Source organism: Streptomyces sp. NBC_00525 (assembly GCF_036346595.1).
Classification (GTDB): domain Bacteria; phylum Actinomycetota; class Actinomycetes; order Streptomycetales; family Streptomycetaceae; genus Streptomyces.
Map to the genome: position 1 here is coordinate 6,124,560 of NZ_CP107834.1, position 15,084 is coordinate 6,139,643.

The following is a 15,084-nucleotide window of genomic DNA, read 5'->3' on the forward strand; positions in this document are numbered from 1 at the left end:
CGGGTCAGGGGAGCCGGGCCGGGTGTACGGGGTGGTGCCCGCCCGGTCCCGCTCCCGGCCCCGGTCCCGGTCCCGGCCCCTCGGCGGCGAGGAGTTCGCCGCTCACCAGCAGGTGCAGCTGCGCCTCCAGCCAGGCGGCGACCCGCGCCGACCCGTCCGGCGCGGCCGACCTGCCCGGTCCGTCCGTACCGTCCGTACCGTTCGTATCGTCAGTACCGGCCGTACCGGCCGCCGGGTCGAGCACCGTACGGAGCAGGGCCGCCGCCCGCCCGAGCCCCGTCCGGCGCAGCGCGGTGGCGGCGTCGCCGATCCGGGCCAGGACCGGCCCGGACGGACTGCGTAGCCCCCCGTGGGCCAGCGCGGCCAGCGCGGCCACCGCCTCCTCCAGCGCGGCCGTCAGCGGGTCCGCCGCCCGCCGCGCCACCGGGGCCAGGGCCGCCGCCCCGTTACCGGGCGCGAGATCGGGCACCGTCACCCCGTCCGGCGTCAGCACGGCGATCGGGTCGATCCGTATCCCGCCGCCCTCCCGGACCACCGCACCGCTCACATGCGTGGCCCCCCGCCGCAGCACGTCGGCCAGCGCGTCCAGCGCGCCGGGGCACCCCGGCCGGTACTCCGAGGCCAGCAGCGCGCGGTTCCCCGCCGCGTCCCGCACCACCGCCTCCAGGCGCTGCTCGCCGGCGTCGTACCCGACCTCCTCGACTCGGGACAGGGCGACCACGCGGACCGCCCCGGCCGCCACCCGGGGCCGGATCAGCCGGGGCGGCCGGCCGTACCAGGAGGCGATGAGCGCGGCCAGGTCCCCGACCAGCAGCGGGGGCGGCAGCCGGGTCCAGGAGCTGCCGACCGGGGTGACCCCGGTGGCGCCGAGCCGGCCGCGGACGATCGTCAGGGTGCGCCCCGCGGTGCGCCGGACGCTCTCGCTGACGAGGGTGCCGGTGGCGAGCGCGCCCAGCGTGGTGGAGAGCAGCCGGCGCTGCGCGAGCGCGTGGCCGGTGAGGCGCTGGGGCCACTCCTTGCGGAGCACCAGGACGCTGCCGGCGTGGGGGTGGGCGAAGTACACCTCGGCGACCGGGGTCTCGACGGGGCCGGTGATCCGGCAGCCGAGCGCGGTGAGCCGGACCTGGCGCAGCGGCGTCTCCGCGGCCTCGTCCGTGCCCAGGACGCCGGGCACGGCGGCGGCCAGCCGCCGGGCGTGCACCTCGGTGAGCAGCGCCGCGACCAGCTCCGGGCGGTGGGCGGCGCCCCGGTCGGCGTAGGCGGAGAGCTGCCCGGCCAGCTCCGCCAGGGCCGCGGCGGGCCAGTGGTACGCGTCGCGCGCGAGCGCCCGGCCCGCCCGGTCGACGGCCCCGGCGAGCACGGGCCCCGCCTGGGCGACACCGTCGAGCAGCAACTCCTCGACGAGGCCGGCCGCGGCATCCAGGCTGCCCGCGCCCCCGGACGGGGCCCGCGGGGGCGCCGGGGCCTCGGCCGGCGGGGGAGCCGGTGTCGCCGTACGGCCGGGCGCACCGGCCCCGGCGGCCCGCTCGCCCCCCACCCGGACGGTGGCCGCGCGCTCCGCCGCCCCTGCTGTTCGCGCTGCCTCCGGTGTCCCCGCCGCCTCCGCGTCGGCGGCGCGGAACGCCCAGACGGCGAGCGCGACGACCTCGGCGCGCAGCGCGGCGGAGGCGTCCGTGGTGGCGTAGCCGATCTCGCCGGGCACCGGGAACCGCACCGTGCACGCGGGCAGTTCCACCCAGGGCTCGGGGCGCCCGGCGGTGGGCCGGTGCACCACGGCCTCGTAGCCCCGCCGCAGCGTGCGCCGGGCGGCGGCGACCGGGCGGGCGCCGAGCGCCCCGGTGAGCGTGTCGTCGTCGATCGTGCCCGGCGACCACTCGACGGGCGGCCGGGGCGCCGGGGACGGCGCGTCGGCGGCCAGGCGCCGGTAGGCGAGGACGAGCGCGATCAGATGGCGGCACACCCCGGTCGCGGCGCAGTCGCACCGGCCGTCGTCCAGACCGGTGCCGGCGGGCAGCACGGCGGCCGTGCCGTCGGGGAAGACCGCCCGCACCGAGGCGTCGTCGCCGGTCGTCAGCTCCGGAACCGTGCCCGCGTCCAGGTCCTTCGCGGCGCGTTTGACGAGTCCCCGGTTGGCGAGCGCGGCCAGGGCCTCGGGGGTGAGGGCCAGCAGATCGGCCCTGGGGGCCGGCGCGGTCATCGGCCCAGCCTCTCCGCGACGAACTCCGCCAGCCGGCCGGGCGTCATCGCCCCGATGTGCGCACCGGCCTCGGCGAGCCGGCCGGCCAGCTCCCGGTCGTAGTCCGGGTTCGCGTCCTCGTCCAGGGCGGCCAGGCCGAGCACGGTGGTGCCCTGCTCCACGAGCGCGCGCACGGTGCGGCGCAGCCGGTGGGCGTCGCCGCCCTCGTAGAAGTCGGTGATCAGCGCGACGATCGCGCGGCGCGGGTTCTCCACCAGATCGGCCGCGTAGGCGACGGCCCGTGCGATGTCCGTACCGCCGCCGAGCTGCACCTTCATCAGCAGCTCCACCGGGTCCGTCACATCGGCCGTCAGGTCGACCACGTTGCTGTCGAACGCGACGAGATGCGTCTTCAGACCGGGGAGGCCCCAGAGGCAGGCGGCCGTGACGGCGGAGTGGATCACGGAACCGGCCATCGAGCCGGACTGGTCGACCAGCAGGACGAGCTGCCACCGCGTCACCTGCCGCCGGGTGCGCGAGTGGAAGTGGGGCCGCTCGATGAGCAGGCGCCCCTGGTCCGGCCGGTAGTGCGCCAGATTGGCCCGTACGGTCCGCCGGAAGTCGAAGTTCCGGGCGAGCGGGGTACGGCTGGGGCGGCGCGAGCGGGTGCCGTGGAAGGCATGCCGGACCTCGGGGCGGAGCCGGGCGAGGAGCTGTGCGACGACGGACTCGACGATGCGCCGGGCCGCGTGCAGCACCTGCGGGTTCATCAGATGCTTGGTCCGCAGCACGGCGCGCAGCAGCGTGGCGCTCGGTTCGACCCGCTCCAGCACCTCCGGATCGGTGACGATCTCCTCGATGCCGTACCGCTCGACGGCGTCCCGCTCCAGCCGTTCGACGGTCTCTTGGGGAAACAGCCGGTGGATGTCGTCGAGCCAGTCCACGGCGGTCACCGGGGAGGGGCCGGAGCCGCCCGCGCGCGGGGCGGCCGAACCGGAGCGGCGCACGCCCCGCCGGGCGAGGTCGGGATCGCGCCCGTACAGCCAGTCGAGCGCGGCGTCCTGCCCGGTCCGGCCGGGCCCGAGCGGGCCCGTGTGCCGTTCGGCGGGCGAGCCGAGCACGAGGCGCCACCGTTCCAGGCCGGCGTCCTGCGGGGAGCCGGGGTCGGGGGTGAGGGGCCCGGTCATGAGGGGGTTCCTCCGAGTCCGTAGCGGGTGAGCAGGCCGGTCACGCGGTTCTCCAGGGCTCCGGCGCGGGCGATCAGCAAGGGGTCGGCGGTGGTCCGCAGCAGGGCGCGCGACGAGCCCCGCAGCCCGCGCCGGGCCAGCAGCCGCCCGGCGATCCGCTCCCGCTCCCGTGGCGGGAAGAACGCGAACGCCTGCCGCAACGCGGGCAGCCCGGCCAGGAACGCCTCCTCGGACAACTCGCACAGCACGTCGTCCAGCACCCCGACGAGCGAGGCGCCCCCACGGCCCGGACCGTCCGCATCGCCGCCGCTCGTCAGCTCGTCGCGGGCCACCGCGAACAGGCCGGCGAGCCAGTCTCCCAGGGCGTCCGCACCCGACAGGGCCACCGCCCGCACCGCCTTCTCCGGGGCGTCCGCCTCCGCCGGCCCCTCCGCGAGCACCTGGTGCAGGCCGAACGCGGCGCCCCGGACATCGAGGGGCGCCGCCGCGTCCCGGCCGATGCGGCGGGCGACCGCGGCCACCACGTCCCGGCCGGTGGCGAGCAGGTCCGGGGCGTGCAGCACCGCGTCCCGGACCGCGACCACGGCGCGCAGCCGGGGCAGGTCCACGCCGCCCGCGCCCCGTACGCCCTCCAGGAGCCACAGCAGCCGGTCCGTGGCCCCGCTGATCACCGCGGCCAGCAGGGGACCCCGGGCGACCCCGTAGATCCGGTCGTGGCGCCACAGGCCCAGCGCGGTGGCCAGGACGCTGCCGAGCGGGCCCGCGTGGACCAGCACGCGCACCCGGGCGCCCAGGTCGGCCAGCAGCCGCGCGGACAGGCCGCTCACCCCGCAGAGCACCGCGTCGAACAGCACGGCGGCCGGCGCCCCCGCCTCCTCCTCGCGCCGGACCCGCTCGGCGAGCGACGCGGCCGCCGCCTCCTCCAGGGTCGCGCCGTGGGCGCCCGCCTCCACCAGGGCCGCGTCGCGCCCGGCCGCGGAGCGGGGCTCCCAGCGCTCGGTGAACACCGGATCGACGCCGTGGGCCGGGCCCGCCGTCCGCTCGTGGCCGGGAACGCCGAGGACCCGCAGCCCGTGGAGCGCCCGGCTGCGCTCCAGGTCCCGGGCGTCCGTGAGGTCCAGCTCCACGGTGCGCGGCGCGCCGGACAGGCCGAGCCGCTCCAGCCGGGCCGCCACGTCGTGGACGAGCGGCGGGGCCGGGGTGTCGGGGTGCAGCCGGCCGACGCGCCCACCGCCGCAGGCCGCGAGGATCTCGACGACCACGGGGTGGGTGCCCTCGCGGAGCGCGCCCCGGACCGTCCACGGCAGCGGGCCGTCCAGATCGTCGGTGATCAATGCGCCCGCCAGACCGTCCAGCACATCGATCCGCGCCGTCCGGGGATGGCCGCGCAGCGCCGTCAGACCCTCCGTCAGACTGCGGGCCGCGACGAGGTCCGCCGTCGAGACCGGCACCTTGCGCGCCCGCAGCCGCTCGACCACCGCCCGCAGCAGCCGGTCCGCCGCCTCCTGCGGGCCCCGCTCCCACACGTCCTGGTAGAAGCCGGGGGACGGCATCCCCGACTCGTACCCGGTGAACGCGTCCAGCCGGCGGAACGAGTACGGCACGAGGAAACTCCCCGCGTCCGCCCCGGCCGGCGGCTGCGGCACCAGCGGCCAGCCGTCCGCACCGCACTCCGCGTCGCCCTCCCCGGCCGGGCCGTCCGGGGCCGCGAGCCTGCGCAGCGCGGGCTGATGGAAGCCGCCGGTCACCACCAGGACGGGCCTGCCGCCCGCCGAGGCCACCGCCGCCCGCACCCAGGAAGCCATGTACGCCTCGCGTGCCCGGTCCCCGGCGTCCGCCTCCGCGTCGCCGCGCACCAGCGCGAAGTAGGCGTCGAGCCGTTCCGCGACGTCCTCGTCCGGCCCGACCTCGAACAGCCGGTCCCACAGCGCGTCCGGCGAATCCACCGCGAACCGCCGGCACAGCCGCTCCGTGGCCTCGGCGTACCGGACCTCCGCGTCGGCGTACCGGTTGCCGCGCTCCGCGAACGCCGGGTGCCAGGCGGGCAGGTCGATGAAGCGGACCTCCGCGCCCGCCGCCCGGCCCGCCCGCAGCGCCACCCACTCCGGGGAGTAGTCGCACAGCGGGGCCCAGGACGTGGCCGCGCGCCGCCCGTCGCGGTAGTGGCTGAACACCGCGACGGGCAGCTCGTGGCCGAGGAGCAGCTCGTCCAGCCGGGCGTTCATCTCCGCCGGCCCCTCGACCAGGACATGGGCGGGGCGCAGCCGCTCCACCGTGCGCTCGACGAGCCGGGCGCAGGCGGGGGAGTGGTGGCGCACACCCAGGAACACGGCGGTCATCAGCCGTCCAGCAGATGGCGTGCGTCGTACAGGGCCTGCCACTGCGGGGTGCGCCGGCGCCCCGCCTGCTGCTCCAGATAGCGCCGCAGCCGGGCCAGGTCGTCCGGGCTGTCCTTGGCCGCCGTGCCCGCGAGACAGGCGACGACATCGGCCGCGTTGCCCGGCTCGCCGCGCAGATACCAGCCGCGCACCCCCACCGCGTGGGCCACCGACACCGCCTCCGCCGTACTCATCACCGCCGTGGGCCGGTCACCGCACCCGCCGCGCCCGTCCTGCGCCCCGGCGCCCGCCCGCAGTTCGCGGAACGTGGCGACCAGGACCTCCAGCACGTCCCGGTCGGGCGGCGGCTCCACCCCGGAGTTCGCCAGCAGCCGGGCCACCTCGGCCTCCACCAGCTCCAGTTCGGTGTCGAGGTCGGGGATCGGGAACACCGTCTCGAAGTTGAACCGGCGCTTGAGCGCCGCGCTCATCTCGTTGACGCCCCGATCGCGGGTGTTGGCCGTCGCGATGACGTTGAACCCCTGCCGGGCGAAGACCATGCTGTCCGGGCCGGGCAGTTCGGGGATCGCCACGACCCGCTCCGAGAGCAGCGACAGCAGCGAGTCCTGCACCTCCAGCGGACAGCGGGTGATCTCCTCGAAGCGGACGAGCCGTCCCTCCGCCATGCCGCGCAGCATCGGCGCGGGCACGAGGGAGCGGGGCGAGGGCCCCTCGGCGACCAGCAGCGCGTAGTTCCAGCCGTACTTGATCTGGTCCTCGGTGGTGGCGGCCCCGCCCTGCACGGTGAGCGTCGAATCCCCGCTGACGGCGGCCGCGATCAGCTCGGACAGCAGCGACTTGGCCGTGCCCGGCTCGCCCACGAGCATCAGCCCCCGGCTGGTCGCCAGCGTCACCAGCGCCCGGTCCACGAGCGAGGGATTGCCGACGAACTTCCGGCCGATCCCCGCCTCCGGGTCCCCGACGACGAAGCGCCGCGCGGCGCGCAGGCTCAGCTCCCAGCCCGGCGGCCGGGGATCGCGGTCCGCCTCCCGCAGCGCGGCCAGCTCGGCCGCGTACCGCACCTCGGCCGGCGGCCGCTGCACCCGGACCGCCGCTTGCGTGGCGGCCTCCTCGCGCACCGTCATGCCGCGGCGCCCTCGGTGAGCGCGGTCAGGTCCGCCAGGAGCTCGGACGTCGTCACCGCGTCCAGCTCGCCGAACCGCAGGTCGTGGGGGCGGCCGTGCCAGTAGTCGGACGGGTCCTCGGCCAGCCAGACGGTCTCCAGGACCTGTTCGGGGAACATGTCGACCATCCCGACGGCGATGCCCTCGTCCAGGGCGATCACCAGATGGCGGTGGTCCGCCAGCCGCTTGGAGATCCACCGCTCCACGCCGTTGTCCAGCGGCGTCCCGCGCCGCCAGCCGAACCGCTCCAGACCGAGGAGCCGGCCCGTGGGGACCTTGATGCCCTCGAAGCGGGTCATCCGGTGGCCGGCCGCCTCCTCGTCGGTCAGCGCGAACACCGGGCGCCCGAGCTGCGGGAACGGCTGCAGGATCTCGTAGTCCGCGAACACCTCCGACCAGTCGGTCACCGCCCCGCCCAGGTCCAGCGGATGGGCCGCCCGCACGGACGCCCCCTCGGGCAGCTCGAAGGTGTCGTCCTCGACGTCCGCGAACGTCCGGTCCTCCGCCACCCGGAACGCCGTGGCCGTCCCGTCCGCCTCGCTCAGCCACACCAGCCGGCGCACCAGGTGCCACATCAGCGGATGGCCGACGAACAGCTCGGCGAACTCCTGCGCCGTCCAGGACCGGCCCGCCACCATGGCGGCCTCCAGCCGGCGCACCTGGTCCGACGCGATCGTCCGGACGTCCTTCTTCAGCGCCATGAACCGCTTGCGCTCGGCCGGCGCCAGTTCGGCGTCGTCCCGGACGCCCGGCTTCGGGAGGTCCTTGCGGCGCTTGCCGTCCCCGTCCAGGACGTAGGGCCGCAACTGCTCGTCGAAGCCCACCGTGAACGTACGGCCGCCGTAGTCGATGACGGTGGAACCGTCCGCGTCCAGGCCCAGATCGGGCACCAGCCGGTCCGAGAGCTGTTCGCCCGTCAGCCCCAGGCCCGCCGCCACCTCGGCGATCTTCTCCGCGGCCCGCACCTTGAGCGCCTTGAACTTCACCCGCTGGGAGATCCCGTGCAGATGGAGCAGGGCCGTGTCGCTGCCGATCGCCGCCAGGACGCTCAGCCCCTCCACCGCGCGGTGATGGGCGTTCTCACCGGGCCAGGCCCGGATCACCGGCGTCAGCCGGCGCACCGTGTCGTCGTTGCCCAGCACTCCCAGCGCGTACAGCGTCCAGGACTCCTTGGCGGGCAGGAGCGCACCGCGCCACTGCTCGAACAGCGCCCAGGCGAACGCGGCGGCCGAGGCCGGGTCCACCGTGCGCAGCACATCGGCGAGCCCCGGATACGGCTCGCCCGGCTTGGACAGGGCCAGCATCGTCACGACATGGCGGACCGACTCGTCCGGCAGGGCCCCGCCCGACGCGACCTCGATCTGCGGCAGCAGCACCGGGTCCGCCCAGTCCGGCAGGGCCGGCATCGTGGCGGGCAGGGCCCGCTCCAGCGGATCGGCGGCCAGCAGCGCGGCCACCGCCTCCGCCGCCTGCTTCCCGTACCCCTCGGCGGCGGCGCGGACCACCGAGTCGCCGTGCGAGGCGGCGATCAGGCGCAGCGCCTGCTCGGCGGCGCGCCGGGCGGCACCGGCCTTGCCGACGGCGTCGGGCACCAGCAGCGGCGCCGCCCGCACGCCGTGCCGCTCGAACCAGGAGCGGGCCACCACGGCCGCGGACTTGAGCCGCACCGACCAGTCGGCCATGTGCCGGGCGATCCGCGCGTCGACGAACGGCAGCAGCAGCGGGGCCAGCCCGCCGGGCTGGCGCGGCACCACGCGCAGCAGCAGGGGCAGGGCATCGAGGCCGAAGCGGGCGGCCACCGGCTTGAGCGTGTCGAGGCCGTCCCACAGGTCGGTCGGGTCCCAGCCGGCGAGCAGCGGCGCGACGAGCTCCTCGGGTCCGTGGACGTAGATCCACGCGGAGCGCAGATTCGGCTCGTTGAGCCCGTAGCGGGCCGAGGTCAGCACCCGCTCCCAGTCGTCCACCGCATCCCGCCGGGTGTACCAGCTTTCGGTGGCCGCCCAGTCCTCCCGCTCGCCGGCCCGCCACAGCAGGGCGGGTTCGTCCGCGGCCGTCAGGCCGGTGACCATCGCGGGCTTGGCCTTGCTCCGGGGCCGGGTCCACGGCGGGCTGGTCAGCACGGCCGGCAGGGCGTCGGCGGGGGCGTCCGCGATGCGGTTCGCCGGGTGCAGCAGGGGTTCGACGATCTCCGCCAGGCCGGCGTCCAGCGTCGGCAGCACCTCCGCCACCAGGTCGCGGTGGGCGGCGATGTGCGCGGGGAGCAGCCCGGCCGACGTGGTCGCCGGGAGGCCCGCCCGGTCGCGGGCGTCGGCGGCGAGCAGCCGCAGCGCGCGGACCGGATAGCGGCGCATCGCCTCCAGCAGCGCCGGGCGGCAGTTCTTGTCGTCCGAGTGGTCGAGCAGGGCGGTGAATGCCTCGTCCGTGGGGAACTCGACGAGCGCGTCGGCGATATCCCTCATCCAGGTCCCGTAGAAGCGCCCGCCGCGCAGCTCCGCGACCAGCATGGGGGCGAGCGCCGAGCCGATGCCCTCGGCGGCGGTGGCGATCACGGCGGCGGTCCGGTCGAAGCCGCTGGTGTGGGTGAAGTGGGCGGCCTGCTCCGGTGAGTTCAGCGAGCAGAGAACGAGGGAGAGCAGACCGGCATCGGTCGTGCCGGCGGTCTTCGGGTCCGTGCACAGCTCGGCGACCCAGCCGGACTCGCTCGGCGCCAGAAAGGCCGTGATCGCCTTGCGCGAGGAGTCGGTGCGGCAGGCGGCGAGCGCCTCGACCGTGGCCCGGTAGGTCTCGTCGCCGGCGGCGGCGATCAGCGTGCGCAGCCGGTCGGCGGCCACCCGGCTGTAGTGCCCGGACGCGGTCTCGTACGCCTCGGTCCGCGCCTCCAGCCACGGGTCGTGGCGGGCGCCGCCGGTCTGCGTGTAGTGCGGCTCGGTCATGAACAGCTCCACCGCGGCGCGGGCGGCGAACGGCAGTCCGTGCAGCCGGACCCAGCTGTCGGCCCAGGCACCCGGCGGAGGCGAGTACATCCCGACGATCGAGGCCACGGCCGCCGCGCCGGCGGGCGACGGATCGCCGTCCAGATGGCGGCGGACCTCCGCGACGAGGACCTGGTCACTGCCCGGCGCGTCCAGGAACTGCCCGATCCAGGCCCGCTCCTCGGCCGTCCGCGCCGCGATCGTGTCGAGCAGTTCCGCCTCCACCCGGGCGGGCGCGCGCTTGATGCCGCCGCGCCGGGGGATGACCAGGCGCTGCCAGCGGTCCGGGAAGACGAAGGTGTTCTCGTCGGCCCCCGCCGTCCCGGCTCGCGACGCACCGTTCTCGACAGCATGCTCGGTACCCACAGGACCGCCCCCGTTTCTCCCTGTTGCACCCGAATGTCACGGGCTTTTCGATCAGTGGTTCCACAGTAGAACCGACCACTGACAACGGAGGGTGACCGGGGGGGGGCTGGTCAGGGGGCGGAGACCGCCGGGGGCCCGTACACCTGGGTCCAGGTCGGCGTCACGCCGGTCACCTGGCAGACCATCAGGAACAGGGGGATGGGCGGGGTGTACGGCGTACGGCTGTCGGGCTGGTGGATCAGCCGGGGGCGTACCGCCGGTACACAGGCGCCGCGCGCGTACGCCGCCTGCTCGGGCCAGTCCAGGTCGAGGTCGGAGCCGGCCGGGACGATCCACCACCAGCGCTCGGCGTCCGCGAAGACACAGCCGGTACGCGGCAGGTGGGACATCAGCCGGAAGCCGTAGCGCGCGGGCACCCCCACCGCGTCGTAGCCCAGGCTCGCCGACAGCGCCGTGGGCAGCGGGAGCTGGACCCGGCCGCCGCCCGACGGGCCCGCGGGCTCACGGGAGCGGCGCATCGCGAGGAAATGGTTCATGGCGTTCTTCAGCATGTGTGCTCCGAGCCGTGCGGCAGTTCTGCCCAGACGATGCGGCCCGAGCCGTCCCCGGCGTCGCGCGATCCCCAGGCGGCGGCCAGCGAGTCGACGAGCAGGAGGCCGCGGCCGTGCTCGTCGTCGGCACCCCTGCCCAGGCGGGGGCCGCCCGGCTGGTGCCCCTGGTCCTGCACGGAGACGCGCAGCCGGCCGTCCAGGCGGCGCAGTTCGCACAGGACCCGTGCGCTCGCCGTGTGCACCACCGCGTTGGTGACCAGTTCGGACACGATCAGGACCGCCGCCTCGCGGGTGTCGCCGTCCGTGCGCCACTCGCCGAGCCGGGTCTTCGTCAGGCGCCGGGCGGTGGCGACCGATTCGGGGTGCGCGGGCAGCGCGAAGCAGTAACGGAGCGCTTCGGCCCCCGGACTGAGGTCCACGCGCCGGGGGATGAGCGCACTGCCAGGTGCCACGACCGAATCCTCACAGTGGGGGCTGCGTCACGCTTCGCGATCTTGGAGAAAGCCGCGGGCGCGACAGGTCAACTGATTTCGCACACCAACTCTCCCCCTGTAACGAACACTTGGCAAGAGGCACTGTGAAAATTCCAGAGTGGCTGTGTCCACGGCGGCATGCGCATGGCACACTGCACCCATACAGCGCATGGGGAGGTCTGAAGTGAGCGAACCGCGGTCCGCCCCGACCGTGGGCCAGGTCGTTCTCGGCAAGCGTCTGCAGGACCTGCGGGAGCGTGCCGGGATGAGCCGGGACCTGGCCGCGAAGGTGTTGCGCGTCGCCCCGGCGACGGTGCGCAGGATGGAGACGGCCGAGGTCGCCCTCAAGATCCCCTATGTGCAGGTGCTGCTGAAGGCCTACGGGGTCGGCGACGAGGAGTCGGACGCCTTCGTCGAACTCGCGGAGGAGGCCAACAAGCCGGGCTGGTGGCAGCGGTTCCACGACGTGCTGCCGGACTGGTTCAGCATGTACGTCAGCCTGGAGGGCGCGGCGAGCCTGCTGCGCATCTACGAGCCGCACTTCGTGTCCGGACTCCTCCAGACCGAGGACTACGCGCGCAGCGTGATGCGTACGGGTGCGGTCGGCCAGGTCAGGATCGAGGACATCGAGCGCCATGTGGCGCTGCGGATGGAACGGCAGGAACTGCTCACCAAGCAGAACGCGCCCCGCCTGTGGGTGGTGATGGACGAGACCGTCCTGCGCCGCCCCGTCGGCAGCGCCGCCATCATGCGCGCCCAGGTGGACAAGCTGCTCGAAGCGACGTCGATGCCCAATGTGACACTGCAGATCGCGGAGTTCTCCACTGGTCACCACCCGGGGACGTACGGGGCGTTCGTGCTCTTCCGGTTCGCCGTCCCCGAACTGCCCGACATGGTCTACAGCGAATATCTGACCGGAGCCGTCTACTTCGACGCGCGCCAGGAGGTGGCCTCCTACCTCGAGGTCATGGACCGCATGGCGGCCCAGGCCGCGACTGCACAACGCACGAAGGAACTCCTCCGGGACTTCCGCAAGGAGCTGTGATGACACCCATATACAACGGCATGCCTGCCGCTGACCTCGGCTCCGAAGGCTGGTACAAGCCATGGAGCGGCGGCAACGGCGGTACCTGCGTCGAGGCCATGAAACTGGCTGACGGGAGAATCGCCATGCGCCAGTCGGCGGACCCGGACGGTCCGGCCCTCATCTACACCCACCACGAGATCGCCGCCTTCATCCAGGGTGCCAAGGCCGGCCAGGCGGACTTCCTGCTGACCTGACCGGCACAATGGGACGCATGTCCCGACGCACCTCCCGCCCCCGGCGCCCGTCCGCCACGGGCGCCCGCACCACCCCGGCCCCCGAGATCGGCGCGGTTTCGCCGTGCCCCTGCGGGCTGCCCGCCGCGTACGCCGAGTGCTGCGGCCGGCTGCACGCGGGGGCCCCGGCGGCGACGTGCGAGGCGCTGATGCGCTCCCGCTACGCCGCCTTCGTCGTCCGGGACGCCGGATACCTGCTCCGCACCTGGCACCCGGACCACCGCCCGGACGTCCTGGACCTCGACCCGGACCAGCGCTGGCAGGGGCTGGAGGTCCTGGAGACCACGGAGGGCAGCGCCTTCCACACCACCGGCACCGTCACCTTCCGCGCCCACTACGCGGTGGGCGGGCGCGCCGGATCGCTCCACGAGAAGAGCCGCTTCGTGCGCCACGCGGGCGCCTGGGTCTACGAGACCGCCGTCTTCGCCGACTGAGCGCCCGCCGGGGCGGCCGGGGCCAGCTCCTGCGTCAGGTCCTCCGCCAGCAGCCGCTTGGCGATCGCATCGACGGCGGCGCGCAGCCGGGCGTCGTCCGGGCGCCCGCCGTCCGGGCCCAGCTGGTCGTTCAGCCAGCGCGCCCAGGCGTCGCCGATGGCCCGGGCCTCGCGGCGGCCGGCCGCGGTGTGCGTGAACAAATGGCCGTCCCCGGTGAGGAAGCCCTCCTCGATCATCCGGTCGAAGACCGGCACCAGCACCTCCGGCGGAATCCGGTGCCGGGCGGCGATCAGCCGAAGCCCCGCATGGCCCACCATCCGGGTGAACAGATCGACCTGCATCACCGCCCAGGCGCCCGCCATGTCCAGCCGGGTGTCCGAACCGGCCACGATCCGCCGCGCCGTCTCCGGGTCCACCCGCCGCAGCACCCTGGCCACCGAGAACTCCAGCAGCCGGGCCGAGTCCCCGGTGTTCGGCGAGGCGAACCCCTCGCCCATGTCGGTCGAGCCCGCCCGCACCGTGTCCCGCAGCTTCACCTGCTTGAGGAACAGCGCGACGACGAACCCGATCAGCGCCACGGGCACCGTCCACAGGAACACCGTGTGCAAGGTGTCCGCGTACGCCTGGGCCAGCGGCGCCGACTGGGCGGGGGGCAGCGCGTGCAGCCCCTCCGGGCTCTGCGACGCCTTCGCGAGCACGGCGGGATCGCCGCCCGCCCGCGCCGCCTCGGCGATCCCGTCCCTGAGATGGGGGCCGAGCCCGTTGGCGTAGATCGTCCCGAAGACGGCGGTGCCGAAGGAGCTGCCGAGCGTTCGGAAGAAGGTCACGCCCGAGGTCGCCGTGCCCAGGTCCGCGTAGTCGACGGTGTTCTGCACCGCGATCGTCAGAACCTGCATGGACAGGCCGATCCCGATGCCCAGGATCAGCATGTACAGCGACTCCAGCCACACCCCGCTGTCCGGGCCCATCCGGGAGAGCAGGAAGAGACCGGCCGCCATGACGAGTGACCCGACGATGGGGAAGATCCGGTAGCGGCCGGTCTTGCTGACCACATTGCCGCTGAAGATCGACGCCGCCAGCAGACCGGCGACCATCGGCAGGGTCCGCACCCCCGACAGGGTCGCCGAGTCGCCGTCCACGTACTGGAGATACGTCGGCAGGAAGATCATCGCGCCGAGCATCGCGAACCCCACGATGAAGCTCAGCACCGAGCACACCGTGAAGACCGGGTTGCCGAAGAGCCGCATCGGCAGCATCGGCTCCTTCGCCCGGAACTCCACCAGGCAGAACAGCGCGAGCGCCACCACACCGAGCACGAACAGCCCGATGATGACCCCGGAGCCCCAGGCGTACTCGTTGCCGCCCCAGCTGGTGGCCAGGATCAGGGCGCTGGCCCCGACCGTGACCATGGCGATGCCCGAGTAGTCGATGACCGGCCGCCCGGCCGCCTTCACGGACGGGATCGTCCGGGCCGCCGCGACGACCACCACGATCGCGATCGGCACATTGACGTAGAACGCCCAGCGCCAGGTCAGATGGTCGGTGAACAGCCCGCCCAGCAGCGGGCCGATCACGGTCGAAACCCCGAACACGGCACCGATCGCGCCCTGGTACTTGCCCCGGTCGCGCAGCGGGATGACGTCCGCGATCAACGCCATCGAGGTGACCATCAGACCGCCGGCGCCGATGCCCTGGAGCCCGCGCCACACGATCAGCAGCGTCATGTTCGTCGCGAGCCCGCAGAGGAACGAACCGGTGATGAAGATGACGGCGGACACCTGGAAGACGATCTTCCGCCCGAACAGGTCGCCGAACTTGCCGACCAGGACCGTCGCCACGGTCTCCGCCAGCAGATAGGCGGTGACCACCCACGACATGTGCGCGGCGCCCCCGAGGTCCGAGACGATCGTGGGCAGTGCCGTGCCCACGATCGTCTGGTCCAGCGCGGCCAGCAGGATGCCCAGCACGATCGTGGCGAAGACGATGTTGCGGCGGCGCGGATCGAGCACGGGCGGCGCGGCGGCACTCCGTGCGACGGGTGCGGTCTCGCTGGCAGTGGTCACCCTTGCACCCTCACATCGCGCCGAATCACCCGCATGCGGG

General features: G+C 74.6%; 11 protein-coding genes. 3 read left to right on the forward strand and 8 right to left on the reverse strand.

Going from position 1 to position 15,084, the window contains the following annotated elements:
• Positions 1-4 precede the first annotated feature (4 nt).
• The 7 genes from OG710_RS26805 to OG710_RS26835 form a co-directional block, all read right to left on the reverse strand.
• Positions 5-2,197, reverse strand: a complete 2,193-nt coding sequence (locus tag OG710_RS26805; protein ID WP_330241621.1) for a hypothetical protein — start codon at positions 2,195-2,197, stop codon at positions 5-7.
• Entirely contained in the window at positions 2,194-3,363 is a 1,170-nt protein-coding gene (locus tag OG710_RS26810) for a VWA domain-containing protein (protein WP_330241622.1), read from the reverse strand. Before OG710_RS26810 ends, OG710_RS26805 begins: the two co-directional genes overlap by 4 nt.
• Positions 3,360-5,702, reverse strand: coding sequence for a DUF5682 family protein (locus tag OG710_RS26815; RefSeq protein WP_330241623.1), 2,343 nt, complete (start codon positions 5,700-5,702; stop codon positions 3,360-3,362). The genes OG710_RS26810 and OG710_RS26815 overlap by 4 nt, the downstream gene beginning before the upstream one ends.
• Complete coding sequence (locus OG710_RS26820) at positions 5,702-6,826, reverse strand: ATP-binding protein (RefSeq protein ID WP_330241624.1); 1,125 nt, start codon at positions 6,824-6,826, stop codon at positions 5,702-5,704. The genes OG710_RS26815 and OG710_RS26820 overlap by 1 nt, the downstream gene beginning before the upstream one ends.
• Positions 6,823-10,203, reverse strand: a complete 3,381-nt coding sequence (locus OG710_RS26825; protein WP_330241625.1) for a DUF4132 domain-containing protein — start codon at positions 10,201-10,203, stop codon at positions 6,823-6,825. The genes OG710_RS26820 and OG710_RS26825 overlap by 4 nt, the downstream gene beginning before the upstream one ends.
• Positions 10,204-10,313: 110 nt before the next feature.
• The gene (locus OG710_RS26830; protein ID WP_330241626.1) at positions 10,314-10,754 is read right to left on the reverse strand and encodes a hypothetical protein; all 441 of its coding nucleotides are present in this window, start codon (positions 10,752-10,754) and stop codon (positions 10,314-10,316) included.
• Positions 10,748-11,206 (reverse strand): ATP-binding protein, encoded by a 459-nt coding sequence (locus OG710_RS26835; protein WP_330241627.1) that lies wholly within the window; start codon positions 11,204-11,206, stop codon positions 10,748-10,750. The genes OG710_RS26830 and OG710_RS26835 overlap by 7 nt, the downstream gene beginning before the upstream one ends.
• Positions 11,207-11,411: 205 nt before the next feature.
• On the opposite strand from OG710_RS26835, the gene OG710_RS26840 reads away from it, so the two are divergent.
• Genes OG710_RS26840 through OG710_RS26850 form a run of 3 tightly spaced genes read left to right on the forward strand, consistent with a single transcriptional unit; the run spans position 11,412 to position 12,981 of the window.
• Entirely contained in the window at positions 11,412-12,272 is an 861-nt protein-coding gene (locus OG710_RS26840) for a helix-turn-helix domain-containing protein (protein ID WP_330241628.1), read from the forward strand.
• Entirely contained in the window at positions 12,272-12,508 is a 237-nt protein-coding gene (locus tag OG710_RS26845) for a DUF397 domain-containing protein (RefSeq protein ID WP_111339243.1), read from the forward strand. The genes OG710_RS26840 and OG710_RS26845 overlap by 1 nt, the downstream gene beginning before the upstream one ends.
• Positions 12,509-12,525: 17 nt before the next feature.
• Positions 12,526-12,981 (forward strand): YchJ family protein, encoded by a 456-nt coding sequence (locus OG710_RS26850; RefSeq protein WP_330241629.1) that lies wholly within the window; start codon positions 12,526-12,528, stop codon positions 12,979-12,981.
• Here OG710_RS26850 and OG710_RS26855 read toward each other — a convergent pair.
• On the reverse strand, positions 12,954-15,044 hold the full coding sequence (locus tag OG710_RS26855) for an MDR family MFS transporter (RefSeq protein WP_330241630.1): 2,091 nt from the start codon (positions 15,042-15,044) through the stop codon (positions 12,954-12,956). The two genes, OG710_RS26850 and OG710_RS26855, sit on opposite strands and share 28 nt — an antisense overlap.
• Positions 15,045-15,084: the final 40 nt, after the last annotated feature.

Bases quoted from the DNA above. Each gene is read 5' to 3' on its own strand.
- OG710_RS26805 (WP_330241621.1), bottom strand. From the start codon at position 2,197: ATGACCGCGCCGGCCCCCAGGGCCGATCTGCTGGCCCTCACCCCCGAG.
- OG710_RS26810 (WP_330241622.1), bottom strand. From the start codon at position 3,363: ATGACCGGGCCCCTCACCCCCGACCCCGGCTCCCCGCAGGACGCCGGC.
- OG710_RS26815 (WP_330241623.1), bottom strand. From the start codon at position 5,702: ATGACCGCCGTGTTCCTGGGTGTGCGCCACCACTCCCCCGCCTGCGCC.
- OG710_RS26820 (WP_330241624.1), bottom strand. From the start codon at position 6,826: ATGACGGTGCGCGAGGAGGCCGCCACGCAAGCGGCGGTCCGGGTGCAG.
- OG710_RS26830 (WP_330241626.1), bottom strand. From the start codon at position 10,754: ATGCTGAAGAACGCCATGAACCATTTCCTCGCGATGCGCCGCTCCCGT.
- OG710_RS26845 (WP_111339243.1), top strand. From the start codon at position 12,272: ATGACACCCATATACAACGGCATGCCTGCCGCTGACCTCGGCTCCGAA.
- OG710_RS26850 (WP_330241629.1), top strand. From the start codon at position 12,526: ATGTCCCGACGCACCTCCCGCCCCCGGCGCCCGTCCGCCACGGGCGCC.